This is a genomic window from Rhodococcus sp. 14-2470-1a, from assembly GCF_002259425.1.
GTDB classification, from domain to species: domain Bacteria; phylum Actinomycetota; class Actinomycetes; order Mycobacteriales; family Mycobacteriaceae; genus Rhodococcoides; species Rhodococcoides fascians_E.
The window spans coordinates 187,118-200,052 of record NZ_NPFZ01000016.1; the positions used below are offsets into that span (position 1 = coordinate 187,118).

The window sequence follows — 12,935 nt, forward strand, 5'->3', positions numbered from 1 at the left end:
CTACTTCTTCCTGGGCATGACGCGGTTGGCGATGGTGGCGACCACTCGCTGGTACTTCGACCCGGTGATCCGCTGGAACAGGTCCAACGCGATGGCGTCGGATCCGATGAGTACGCGGCCCTTGCCCTTCTCGACGCCTTTGAGGATCGTCTTCGCGGCCTGATCGGGTGTTGTCTTGGCGAGTTTCGCGTCGAAGAACTTCGCGACCGACTGCTGGTCGTAGTTCTCGGCAACCGTGGCGTTGCGCGCGATGGCGGTCTTGATGCCACCGGGGTGCACGACGGTCATCTTGACGGGGGCCTTGGAGATCAGCAGTTCCATCCGCAGCGCTTCACTGAAACCGCGGACGGCGAACTTCGCCGCGTTGTAGGCGGCCTGCGACGGCATCGCGAGCAGCCCGAAGAGGCTGGAGATGTTGACGATGTGACCGTCGCCGGATTCCTGCAGGTGCGGGATGAAGGCTTTGGTGCCGTTGACGACGCCCCAGAAATCCACGTCGACGATGCGTTCGATGTCCTTGAACGAGGACTGCTCGACGTCACCGTGGTACGCGATGCCTGCGTTGTTGTAGATCTGGTTGATCTTGCCGAAGCGTGTCTTGACGGTCTCGGCGTACTCGATCACGGTTTCCCGCTGGGTGACGTCGAGGAACTGTGATTCGACCTCGCCGCCGAGTGCCTCGACCTGTCGCACGGTCTCGGCCAGGCCGTTCACGTCGACGTCGGACAGTGCGAGTTTCGCTCCGCGCTGAGCCAGGTTCAGCGCAAGGGCGCGTCCGATACCCGATCCCGCGCCGGTGACGACGGCAACCTTGCCGGTGAATGTGGTGGTCACTTCGCTGCTACCTCGATGTCGGAGTCGTTCACGGTGCCCACGGCGGGAGCGGGCACATCGGATGCTGCGACGCTTCGGTAGGCCGCCAGATCGAACTTACGGGTGATGGCGCGGAAGCGGAAGGTGAAGTCCGGCCACAGCGTCGTGTTGTTCCCGTGCTTGTCGAGGTACCAGCTGGCGCAGCCGCCGTTCATCCAGACGCTGTCCGCCATACGGTCCTGCAGGTCGGCGTTGTAGTCGTCCTGGATGTCCTTGCGGACCTCGATGACACCGATGTCGTGCTTCTCGATGGTGTCCAGGGCGTCGACGACGTAGTTGAGCTGCGACTCGATCATGAAGACCATCGAGGTGTGGCCGAGACCTGTGTTGGGCCCGACGAGGAAGAACATGTTGGGGAAGTTCGCGACAGCGGCCCCCTTGTAGCCTTGCTGGCCTTCCTCGTCGAAGGTCTGCGCGAGGGTCTTGCCGCCCTTGCCGTAGATCCCCTGGTAGGCGGGCGAATCCGTGACATGGAATCCCGTTGCCACGACGAGTGCGTCGATCTCGCGCTCCGTGCCGTCCGCGGAGACGATCGAGTGCGCCTTGACCTCGGCGATGCCGTCGGTGACGAGGTCGACGTTCGGGCGGTCCAGCGCGGGGTAGTAGGCGTTGGAGATGAGCATGCGCTTGCAGCCGATTCGGAAGTTCGGCGTGACCTTCTTGCGGAGCGCCTTGTCCTTGATGCCCTTGTTGATCTGCTGCTTGGCGATGAGCTCGAAGATGCGCATCAGCGCGGGCTTCTTCGCGAGACCGACGACCTGCGTCTCGCGTGCCGCGTAGATGCCGGTGCGGGACAGTCGCTGGAATCCGGGGATGCGCTTGAAGGCGAACTTCTCGAGTGCGGTGTACTCGCGGTCGAACCGGGGAAGGATCCACGGCGCGGTGCGTTGGTACACGTCGAGGTGCTTCACCTTGCCGGCGATCGCGGGCACGATCTGGATGGCCGACGCACCGGTGCCGATGACGGCGACACGCTTTCCTTCCAATGAGACGTCGTGGTTCCACTGTGCGGAGTGGAAGACGTCGCCTTCGAAGCTCTCGATGCCTGCGATGGGCGGCAGGTTCGGCTCGCACAGGGCGCCGACGGCCGTCACGACCACCTTTGCGGTGTACTCGCCGGTGCTCGCGACGACGTCCCAGCGGTGAGTGCTCTCGTTCCAGGTCACGGAGGTGACGTCGGAGTTGAACACGTGCTTGTCCAGCACGTTGTACTTCCGCGCTACAGACGAGATGTACTTCTGGATCTCGGGCTGAGTGGAGAAGGAGCGGGTCCAGTCCGGGTTCAGCGCGAACGAGTACGAGTACAGGTGCGACGGCACGTCGCAGGCTGCACCCGGGTAGGTGTTGTCGCGCCAGGTGCCGCCGACGTCGCTGCCGCGTTCGAGCACGAGGAAATTGTGCTTGCCCTTCTGGGACAGCTTGATCGCTGCACCGAGGCCTGCGAATCCGCTGCCGATGATGAGGGTGTCGACCGTGCGCGGGGCAGTCACGCGCTCCGAGTTATCTGTTACGGAAAGACTCATGAAACAGAGAGTAGGAGCTTATTGAGTGTGAGTCAATAGTTATTGACTGCTATTCAGTAAGCTGGTTGCATGTCCAGTGTGAACACCCCGGCTGCCAAGCGAACGCGTATGAGTCCACAGGAGCGTCGTGCCCAGCTGATCGAACTGGGAACGGAGATGCTCGCGGACCGACCGCTGGAACAGGTATCGGTCGAGGACATCGCCGACCAGGCCGGAGTGTCCCGCGGCCTGCTCTTCCACTACTTCTCGTCGAAGCAGGACTTCCACCTCGCCATCGTGCGAGAAGCAAGCAAGACCATGCTCGAGCGCACCGCCCCGGACATGACCCTCGACCCGTACCAGATCCTGCGCGACTCCATCGCCAACTACGTCGACTACGTGACCGAGAACCGCGAAACCTTCATCTCTCTACTCCGCGGCTCCGCCACCGGCGACCCGGACATGCGCGACGTCTTCGAGCAGACCAGAACCACCATGGCCGAGCGCACCATCGCCAACCTCTACAAACTGCACGTCGAGGCCAACCCCACCACCGAACTCGCCGTGCGTGGATGGATCGCCTTCGTCGAGGAAGCCACCATCTCGTGGCTCCGCGACCCCCGCATCAGCCGAGACGAACTCATCGAACTGAACGTCGGCGCACTGCCCGCCGTCGCCCTGGCGCCCAGCATGATCGCCAGCCTCCTCGGCACCGGGGCTGAGTAGACCTTCCCTCTGTTCGGCATGAATGCGCCATGGCAGCCGTACGATGAATGTCACGTGACACCGATGCCGATGCCGAAACTGGCGGCCGAAAAAACGAATGCGCCGTTCGGTCACTCGAGGTGACCGAACGGCGCATTCGCTCCGAACTGGTGCGGGTCGGCTATCCCTCGCCGACGCCCGAGAAGGCTTCGTCGATGATTTCGAGCTGCTCCACGGCGTGGACCTTGCTCGAACCCGAGGACGGTGCGGACATTGCACGGCGGGAGACGCGCTTGATGTTGCTGAGCACGTCGGGCATGAGCTCGGGGAATGCGAGGCCGAAGAACGGCCATGCACCCTGGTTCGCAGGCTCTTCCTGGACCCAACGGAATTCCGTTGCGTTCGGGTAGCTCTTGATGGCCTCGGTGATCCGACGGGTCGGGACCGGGTAGAGCTGCTCGATGCGGACGATGGCGACGTCGTCGCGGTTGTCCTTCTGCTTGCGTGCCAACAGCTCGTAGTAGAGCTTGCCGCTGACCATCAGGACGCGCTTGACCTTGCTACGGTCACCGGTTCCGGTTTCGTAGGTCGGCTCGTCGAACACCGAGTGGAACTTGCCGTCGGTGAAGTCCTCGATGTTGGACACAGCGGCCTTGTTGCGCAGCATCGACTTCGGGGTGAAGACGATGAGCGGACGCCGGATTCCATCGCGTGCGTGGCGACGCAGCAGGTGGAAGTAGTTGGCAGGCGTCGACGGAACCGAGACGGTCATCGATCCTTCGGCGCACAGCGTCAGGAACCGCTCGATGCGGCCGGACGTATGGTCCGGGCCCTGGCCTTCGTGGCCGTGCGGGAGGAGCAGCACGACGTCGGACAGCTGTCCCCACTTGGCTTCACCGGAGCTGATGAACTCGTCGATGATGGACTGCGCGCCGTTGACGAAGTCACCGAACTGCGCTTCCCACAGGACGAGTGCGTCCGGGTTGCCGACGGAGTAGCCGTACTCGAAGCCGACGGCCGCGAACTCGCTGAGCGCGGAGTCGTAGACCATGAACTTGCCGGGATTCTCGCTGCCGATGTTGTGCAGCGGGGTGTACTCGGCGCCGGTCTTGCGGTCGATGATGACCGAGTGACGCTGGGTGAACGTTCCGCGGCGAGTGTCCTGGCCGGAGAAACGGACGTTGCGTCCTTCGTCCACGAGCGATCCGAGGGCGAGCAGCTCGCCGAACGCCCAGTCGACCTTGCCTTCGTAGGCCATCTCGCGACGCTTCTCGAGCACGGGCTTGACGCGCGGGTGCACGTTGAAGCCTTCGGGGACCTCGAGGAACGCATCGCCGATGCGGTGCAGGATGGACTTGTCGACGGCCGTGGTGAGCTTGGCCGGCAACTGCTGGTCGAGTTCGACCGATTCGCTGGGCTCGGGGTTGTACTTCTCGAGTTCGCGAACCTCGTTGAACACCCGCTCGAGCTGTCCCTGGTAGTCGCGGAGCGCGTCCTCTGCCTCTTTGAGGGAGATGTCGCCGCGGCCGATGAGGGATTCGGTGTAGCTCTTGCGGACGCTGCGCTTGGTGTCGATGACGTCGTACATCGCCGGCTGCGTCATCGACGGGTCGTCGCCCTCGTTGTGGCCACGCCTGCGGTAGCAGATCATGTCGATGACGACGTCCTTGTTGAACTTCTCGCGGAAGTCGACGGCGAGCTGTGCAACGCGGACGCATGCCTCGGGGTCGTCGCCGTTGACGTGGAAGATCGGCGCGCCGATCATCTTCGCCACGTCGGTGCAGTACTCCGAGGAACGGGAGTGCTCGGGTGCGGTGGTGAAGCCGACCTGGTTGTTGACGACGATGTGCACGGTGCCGCCGGTGCGGTAGCCGCGCAGCTGTGCGAGGTTCAGCGTCTCGGCCACGACGCCCTGGCCCGCGAAGGCCGCGTCGCCGTGGAGCATGAGCGGCAGAACCGAGAAGCCGCCTTCGCCCGGTCCCTTGTCCAGAAGGTCCTGCTTGGCGCGAACGAGGCCTTCGAGGACCGGGTCGACGGCCTCGAGGTGCGACGGGTTCGCGGTCAGCGACACGGCGATGTCGTTCTCGCCGAACATCTGGATGTAGGTGCCTTCGGCGCCGAGGTGGTACTTCACGTCGCCGGAGCCGTGTGCGGCTGCCGGGTTCATGTTGCCCTCGAACTCGGTGAAGATCTTCGAGTACGGCTTGCCGACGATGTTGGCCAGCACGTTCAGTCGACCGCGGTGCGGCATACCGATGACGACCTCGTCGAGGGCGTGCTCGGCGCTCTGGTCGATGACGGCGTCCATCATCGGGATGACGGACTCGGCGCCTTCGAGCGAGAATCGCTTCTGGCCGACGTACTTGGTCTGCAGGAAGGTCTCGAATGCCTCGGCGGCATTGAGCTTGCTCAGGATGTACTTCTGCTGTGCCACAGTCGGTTTGACATGAGTGGCCTCGACGCGCTCCTGCAGCCAGGCAACCTGGTCGGTCTCGAGGATGTGGGTGTACTCGACGCCGACGTGGCGGCAGTAGGAGTCGCGCAGAACGCTCAGCACGTCCCGCAGCTTCATCTTGTCCTTGCCGTGGAATCCGCCGACCTTGAATTCACGGTCGAGGTCCCACAGCGTCAGGTCGTGGCTGATCACGTCGAGGTCCGGGTGCATCCGGAACTTGTCCTTGGTGAACTGCAACGGATCCGTGTCGGCCATCAGGTGACCGCGGTTCCGGTACGCCGCGATGAGCTCGAGAACGCGGGTGTTCTTGTCGACGGTGCCCTCGGGCAGATCCTTGCGCCAGCGGATGGGCTCGTACGGGATCTTCAGCGAATGGAAGATCTCGTCGTAGAACTCGTCGCTGATCAGCAGGTTGTGGATCGTGCGGAGGAAGTCGCCGGACTCTGCACCCTGGATGATGCGGTGGTCGTACGTCGAGGTCAGCGTCATGAGCTTGCCGACGCCCAGTTCCGCGAGGCGCTCGTCGGACGAGCCCTGGAACTCGGCGGGGTACTCCATGGCTCCTGCGCCGATGATGGCGCCCTGGCCGTTCATCAGGCGAGGAACGGAGTGCACGGTTCCGATGCCGCCGGGGTTGGTCAGCGAGATCGTGACGCCCTGGAAGTCGTCGCCGGTGAGCTTGCCGTCACGGGCACGCCGGACGATGTCCTCGTAGGCGTTGTAGAACTGCGTGAACGAGTGCTCGTTCGTGTTCTTGATGGCAGCGACGACGAGGGAGCGGTTTCCGTCCTTGCCGGGCAGGTCGATCGCGAGGCCGAGGTTGGTCGACGCCGGGGTGACTGCGTTGGGCTTGCCGTCGACCTCGGCGAAGTGCCGGTTCATATTGGGGAACGCCTTGACGGCCTGCACGATGGCGTAGCCGAGGAGGTGCGTGAACGAGATCTTTCCGCCCCGCGTGCGTGCGAGGTGGTTGTTGATCACGAGGCGGTTGTCGACCATGAGCTTGGCCGGGATAGCGCGGACGCTGGTCGCCGTGGGGATCTGCAGTGAGGCCGACATGTTCTTCGCGACGGCAGCAGCGGCGCCGCGGAGGACCTTGGACGATGCCTCGGCCGCGGGGGCGGCTGCAGCGGGCTTGGCTGCGGGAGCGGACGGTGCCGCACCTGCCGCCTTGGAGGTCGCGGGCTTCGCGGTGGGCGCAGGCTTCTCGGCAGCTGCCTTCGGCGTTGCGGATTTCGGGGCGTCGGCCTTGGCTGCCGGGGCCTTGGGTGCAGCCTTCGCTGCCGGGGCCTCGGACTTCGTGGGCGCACCGTTGCCGTTGGAGCTCGTGCCGTTGGAGCTGCTGGAGCTCGTCGACTTTCCGGAGCTCGCCGAGCCGCTTCCTGCACTTCCGTTCGGAACCGGCGCGGCCTCGTCACCTGCCGGCGCGTCCGGGTCGTAGTCGGTGAGGAATTCGTGCCAGCTTGCGTCGACCGATGACGGGTCGTCCTTGAATCGCTGGTACATCTCGTCGACCAGCCATTGATTTTGTCCGAATTGGGTAGTGGAGCTGCTGCTCACGGCAGTAGTTCGCCTCGCTTCTTCTCTTCGTTCCCGATCACACGCGCGTACACATCCAGGGTAGACCTCATCCGGGGAGCGCGGACGTCCGGGACGTGGCTGTGGTATGTACTCACGAGTAACTGTCAACCTCGTTGCTGACGACTCCTGTGCTTATCGAATTATTCCCGCCGCGCGTTTCGGCCGCATCCCACAAGCGTGCGTAATACCCGCCGCGGGATCTCAGATCGTCGTGAGTCCCGGTCTCGACGATCCGACCGTGGTCGACCACGACGATCATGTCGGCGCGTGCCGCCGTCGCCAATCGGTGCGCGACGACGACGGACGTTCGTGCACGCAGCACCCGCGTGCTGGCGTCGAGGACCGTGCGTTCGGTCGCGGGATCGAGTGTCGCGGTCGCCTCGTCGAGGAGCATCAGGTCGGGGTCCACCAGCTCGGCTCGGGCCAGCGCGATCAGCTGCCTCTGCCCGGCGGACAGGCCTTGACCACGTTCGCCGACGGGTTGGCGCATACCGCCTCGAAGTGCGGCGATGGCCTCCAGTGCGCCGACGGCGCGGGCCGCTGCTTCGATCTCCTCGCGCGTTGCGTCGGGTTTGCCGAAGGCGATGTTCGACGCGACGTCGCCGGTGAAGAGGTGCGCTTCCTGCGGGACGACGCCGAGCCTGCCGCGGTATTCGGCGAGTGAATAGTCGCGGAGATCGGTGCCGCCGACGCGTACCGATCCGGAAGTCGGGTCGTAGAACCGGGCGAGGAGTTTGACGATGGTGGACTTGCCCGCGCCGGTCTCTCCGACGAGGGCGACGGTTGCTCCACGGGGGATTGTGAGATTGACCTCACTGAGTGCTTCGGTGTCTGCCCCGGCATAGCGGAAGCCGACTTCGTCGAAGGCGATGTCGGTTCTGAGTCGGCCGTCGGGAATGCGTGTGGCAGCTCCGGTCGTCGCTGCTTCGATGGAACTGGGGGTGCGCAGGAGGTCGCCGATTCTCCGTACCCCGACGCTGGCTTGCTGGTAGCCGTCGAACACTTGGGACAGTTGCTGGATGGGCCCGAACAGCAGGCCGAGGTAGAGCACGAACGCGACGAGGGTTCCGGCGGAGGTCGACCCGGAGGCGACCTGGTGAGCACCGACGAACACGACGAGCGCGAGTGCGGCGTCGGACAGGAACGTGATGAAGGGGAAGTACACCGAGATCGCGCGCTGAGAACGCATCCGGCTTGCGCGATACAGGTCGGCTCGCTCGGCGAACCTGTCGGCGGCGAACTGTTCTCGGCGGTAGGCCTGTGCGGAGCGCAGTCCGGCGATGTTCTCCTGGAAGTCGGCGTTGACCGCGGAGATTCTTTCCCTGGACTCGGTGTACGCGGCGGAGGAGATCCGCTTGAACACGACGGTCGCGATGATGAGAGGAGGTACGACTGCCAGCGCGACGAGTCCGAGAGGCAGGTCGGTGATCAGCAGGGCCGTGGCGATGCCGACGACGGTCACGAGGCTGACGACTGCCGTGGACGCCCCGGTCTGGATGAAGGTGGACAGTGCGTCGACGTCCGTCGTCATTCTGGTCATGATGCGGCCGGACAGTTCCCGCTCGTAGTAGTCGAGTCCGAGGCGCTGGATGTGCGCGTAGCTCTTGACCCGTAACCCGAACAGCACGCGTTCGCCTGCTCTGGCGGTGATGACCGTGGTGGCTGCGATGACGAACCACCCGGCGACCGCGAGGAACACGCCTGTCGCGGTGGCTGTCCAGAGGGCGCCCGTGTCGGCGCGGGAGACTCCGTCGTCGACGGCGAAACGAACGATGGATGGAAACGCGATCGACGCGAGGGAGTCGAGCGCGAGCAGGACGACGACGGCTACGAGGAGTGTGCGTACCGGCGTGAGGAGCCGTGACAGCCGGAAGTCGGTGTCCGGGGCGCGTACGTCGCTGGGCGTGGGCGGCATTTCGGTAGCTGGGGGAAGGGCGTCGACGGCGTCCCTGAGCTCGGGGGTGGCCGCGACACTTCCGAGGGCCCCGGCGATCTGACCGCCGCCTCCGCCGCCGGTGGGTCTGCCCGCGCTCTGTGGTGTGCCGGACGTCGTAGCCGCCGTGCCCGCAAGTGCAGGCTCGGTGTCGGGCCACAGCTCGTTGCGGTGCGGGTTCGCAGACGCGGAAGCGTCGGTAGCGCCGTCGTCGGCTTTCTGGTCGTTGGAGAGCAGTTCGCGGAACAGTGGACATCGCGCGTCGAGTTGGTCGACGGTTCCGATGTCGATGACTCGGCCGTCGTCGAGTACGGCGACTCGGTCGGCGAGGGTCAGCGTGGATCGGCGGTGCGCGAGGACGATGGTGGTGCGCCGTTGTCGACGCCGGAGTGCGTCGAAGATCTTGGCCTCGGTTGTCGCGTCGACAGCGGAGGTTGCGTCGTCGAGGACGAGAACTCGCGGGTCGGTGAGCAGAGCCCGGGCCAGCGCTATGCGTTGTCGTTGGCCGCCGGACAGGGTGAGGCCGCGTTCGCCGACCACGGAGTCGTAGCCGTCGGGGAGTTCGGAGATGAAGTCGGCTGCTTCGGCGAGTACGGCGGCGTCGTGTATTTCCTCGGCGGTGGCGTCGGGACGGCCGAGGGCGATGTTGGCTGCGATGGTGTCGGAGAACAGGAACGGCTCGTCGAACACGAGGCCGACTGCTTCGCGGAGGTGCTCGGCGCTGACGTCGGCCACGTCGATTCGCGCGGCGCAATCGCCGGTCGAGGTGAGGGCGACGGAGCCCGAGCGCGGACTGTAGAAGCGTGGCAGAAGCAACGACAGTGCTGTCTTGCCCGACCCTGCGTGCCCGACGACGGCGACGCTCTCACCTGGTGCGACGGCGAGATCGAAGGATCGGAGTACGTCGCGTTCGGGCTCGAAACCGAAGGTGACGGCGGATAGGTCGATACCGAGGGGGCCGTCGGGGAGGGCGATGGGGTGCGGCGGCTCGGGTACGGATGGGTCGGTGTCGATGACGTCGTAGACACGCTCGACTGCGGCGCGAGAGAGCTGCGCGAGGATGACGACGGAGGACAGAGTGCGGGTGACTGCGGACAGGGTCGCGACGTAGGTGGCGAAGGCCAGGAACGTGCCGACGGTGATGTGGCCGTGCAGTGCGAGGTAGCCGCCGAGCGCGATGACGCCGACGAGGCCGAGTTGGGGGATTGCGGCCATGGAAGGGGCGAGCCGGGCGTTGATCTTCGCTGATCTCATCCGCTCGGCGAACAGGGTGCGGGACAGGTTCTCCAGCCGATCGACGGCGCGTCCTTCCTGTCCGAAGCCTTTGACGACGCGGACACCGGTGACGGTTTCCTCGACGTGTTGGGCCAGGTCGGCGGCGCGTTGTTGGGCCGACCAGGTGGCGGCGAACTGCTTCGGTCGGACTTTGTACACGACCAACGTGACGGCGGGGACGATCGCCAGCGCGACGACGGTGAGGAGCGGGGACAGGTACGCCATCACCACGAGTGCGAGGACGAATTGCAGGAGCGCGCCCGCGGACAGCGGAACCATGGCGAGGAGGCCCTGCACCAGCTGTAGGTCGGTGATGGACCGGGACACCACTTGGCCGGTGCGGATTTCGTCCTGTTTGCGGCCGTCGAGGCGTTGCAGGGAGGAGAGCAGGCCGAGGCGCAGGTCGTGTTGTACGTCGACCGAAAGGCGACCGGCGAGGAGTCGTCGGCCGAACTGGCATCCGAACCGGACCACGGCCAGGCCGCCGATCGCGAGGGCGACCCACATGATGGTCTCGCCCGCACCGGCAGAGGCGTCGTCGATGGCGATCCGTGTCAGCAACGGAAACGAGATGTCGATGACGGCGGCGATCATCGTGACGGCCAACGCGCCCACGGCGGTGCGTCGGTGCACCCAGCACTGCGCTACGAGCCGACGTATCCAGGATTCACTCATCGATAGCGAACGGTAGTCCGCACCTCCGACAGGCGATCAGCTGATGTCACGCTCCCGGGTCCGCAGCCACCCGGCAACGACGATCAGTGCGGCCCACAGCGCCAGGCCGATGGGCGCCCACGGCCACTCTGCCAAGCCGTTGCCGTCGTCGAGGTTCCACGCGACGACGGTGGACAGCGTCAGAGATCCGGGTGCGATCTGCCAGAACCCGACGAGGCCGAGGCCGGAGAGAATGCCGAGGACAACCAGTTCACCGACGGGGAACCAGGCGACGATGGCGATCGACGGCCAGGTGGGTGAACCGAACAGCAGCCCGAGACCGGATCCGATGAGCGACCACATCACGACGACGAACAGTCCTGCTGCGATGTAGCCGAAGACGTCGCCGTTCAGTGTGAAGTCTCCGGCGGTGAACGCGAGCATGCACAGAATGGTCAGGATGGAGACCACCAGCCCGTATCCCAACGCGAAGAGTGCCGTCACGAGCACTTTGGCGCCGATGACCCGATCGCGCCCACGCGCGGACAGGAACGACGTCGTGATCGTGTCGTGGCGAAACTCCGTTCCGGCGTTGATCGCCGAGAACACGGATCCGAACAGTGTTGCCGCACCGAGGGCGACGAAGAGCCCGGCGAGGACCACTTCGTTCATCTCGCTGCCGGTGATGTCGCTCATGCCCTTGCCGACCGCCGAGGAGATGGCGGTGGCGCCGATGCCGACGAACACCGGCGGTAGTGCCAGGGCCCACCAGAACTTCAGGGTGGTGACCTTGCGAATTTCCGAGGTGAGGACAGTGCTCATCGTCGGTCACCTTCCCACGGAGACGGTTGTGCAGCGGGCGGCCAGTAGCCGGGCTGCGGTTGTCCGTAGCCGGGTGGCGGTTGTCCGTAGCCGGGTGGCGGGTAACCCGCGTGCTGTGGTGGGTGGCTCGGTGCTGCCGCGTACTGCCCGGCCGTCATGGAGAGAAAGACCTGCTCGAGGTCGACGTGTTCGCTGCTGGTTCCGAAGACCGTGACCTCGGCTGCCACGGCGATGCGGCGCACGGTGTCCGCGTCGGCGCCGGCGACTCCGAGACGGCCGTCGGGAAGGAGTTGTGTGTTGGTGATGCCGTTCGACGCGAGGGCGAGGGCGAGGGTTGCGGGATCGGATACCGCGACGAGGATCCGGTTGGGTCGTGAGGAGCGCAGTTGTTCGATGCTGCCCTGGTAGACGAGCGACCCTGCACTGACGATGACGAGGTTGTCGACGGTGGCCTCGACCTCGCGCAGGAGATGGCTGGAGATCAGCACGGTCCTGCCGCCGGCCGCGTAGGACTTCAGGAAGTCGCGGAGCCAGGCGATGCCTTCGGGGTCGAGTCCGTTGGCCGGTTCGTCGAGTACGAGGATCTCGGGGTCGCCGAGCAGCGCGGTGGCGAGGGCCAGTCGTTGCCGCATTCCCAGGGAGAAGCCGCCGACCTGGCGTTTGGCGGTGTCGCTGAGTCCGACGAGGTGGAGGACGTCCGCGGCACGTGAGTCGGGGACACCGATCGCCGACGCGAAGATGCCGAGGTGACCGATGGCAGTGCGCTTGGGATGCAGGCTGCGCGAGTCGAGTACCGCGCCGACGGTACGGGCCGGGTCGACGAGTTCGGAGAACGGGACACCGGTGACGAGTCCGATTCCTGTGGTGGGTTTCGCGAGACCGAGCAGTAATCGAAGGGTGGTGGTCTTGCCGGATCCGTTGGGGCCGAGAAAGCCGGTGATGGAGCCGCGGGGCACGGCGAAGGACAGATCCGACACCGCGCGGACGGTACCGAAGTTCTTGGTCAGTCCGTGCGCTTCCAGTGCGTTGCCGAAGCCGTACGTCATGTGTGCGTGTCCCCCGGGCCGACGTGAAGTACCGGGCCGGAAGATCCGGCCCGGTACGAGGTTACGGGTTCACACGTCGGTCAGGGGAG

Annotated in this window: 7 protein-coding genes; 1 reads left to right on the forward strand and 6 read right to left on the reverse strand. The window is 65.3% G+C overall.

Annotated features, from left to right (window positions below; genetic code table 11):
• Positions 1–834: an SDR family oxidoreductase gene (locus tag CH292_RS09175; RefSeq protein ID WP_019665353.1), complete on the reverse strand. Its 834-nt coding sequence runs from the start codon at positions 832–834 to the stop codon at positions 1–3.
• A complete protein-coding gene (locus CH292_RS09180; protein WP_094654524.1) occupies positions 831–2,396 on the reverse strand; it encodes an NAD(P)/FAD-dependent oxidoreductase in 1,566 nt (521 codons plus the stop codon). The genes CH292_RS09175 and CH292_RS09180 overlap by 4 nt, the downstream gene beginning before the upstream one ends.
• Before the next feature lie 69 nt (positions 2,397–2,465).
• Here CH292_RS09180 and CH292_RS09185 point away from each other — a divergent pair, with 69 nt between their 5' ends.
• The gene (locus CH292_RS09185) at positions 2,466–3,101 is read left to right on the forward strand and encodes a TetR/AcrR family transcriptional regulator (RefSeq protein ID WP_019665351.1); all 636 of its coding nucleotides are present in this window, start codon (positions 2,466–2,468) and stop codon (positions 3,099–3,101) included.
• 160 nt (positions 3,102–3,261) lie between these two features.
• On the opposite strand, the gene CH292_RS09190 is transcribed toward CH292_RS09185, so the two are convergent.
• The 4 genes from CH292_RS09190 to CH292_RS09205 form a co-directional block, all read right to left on the reverse strand.
• A complete protein-coding gene (locus tag CH292_RS09190; protein WP_080733888.1) occupies positions 3,262–7,095 on the reverse strand; it encodes a multifunctional oxoglutarate decarboxylase/oxoglutarate dehydrogenase thiamine pyrophosphate-binding subunit/dihydrolipoyllysine-residue succinyltransferase subunit in 3,834 nt (1,277 codons plus the stop codon).
• Between the two features lie 112 nt (positions 7,096–7,207).
• Complete coding sequence (locus CH292_RS09195; RefSeq protein ID WP_179277940.1) at positions 7,208–10,999, reverse strand: ABC transporter ATP-binding protein; 3,792 nt, start codon at positions 10,997–10,999, stop codon at positions 7,208–7,210.
• 36 nt (positions 11,000–11,035) lie between these two features.
• Positions 11,036–11,800 (reverse strand): ABC transporter permease, encoded by a 765-nt coding sequence (locus CH292_RS09200; RefSeq protein WP_019665348.1) that lies wholly within the window; start codon positions 11,798–11,800, stop codon positions 11,036–11,038.
• Positions 11,797–12,846, reverse strand: a complete 1,050-nt coding sequence (locus CH292_RS09205; protein ID WP_094627508.1) for an ATP-binding cassette domain-containing protein — start codon at positions 12,844–12,846, stop codon at positions 11,797–11,799. The genes CH292_RS09200 and CH292_RS09205 overlap by 4 nt, the downstream gene beginning before the upstream one ends.
• Positions 12,847–12,935: the final 89 nt, after the last annotated feature.

Bases quoted from the DNA above. Each gene is read 5' to 3' on its own strand.
- CH292_RS09180 (WP_094654524.1), bottom strand. From the start codon at position 2,396: ATGAGTCTTTCCGTAACAGATAACTCGGAGCGCGTGACTGCCCCGCGC.
- CH292_RS09185 (WP_019665351.1), top strand. From the start codon at position 2,466: ATGTCCAGTGTGAACACCCCGGCTGCCAAGCGAACGCGTATGAGTCCA.
- CH292_RS09195 (WP_179277940.1), bottom strand. From the start codon at position 10,999: ATGAGTGAATCCTGGATACGTCGGCTCGTAGCGCAGTGCTGGGTGCAC.
- CH292_RS09200 (WP_019665348.1), bottom strand. From the start codon at position 11,800: ATGAGCACTGTCCTCACCTCGGAAATTCGCAAGGTCACCACCCTGAAG.
- CH292_RS09205 (WP_094627508.1), bottom strand. From the start codon at position 12,846: ATGACGTACGGCTTCGGCAACGCACTGGAAGCGCACGGACTGACCAAG.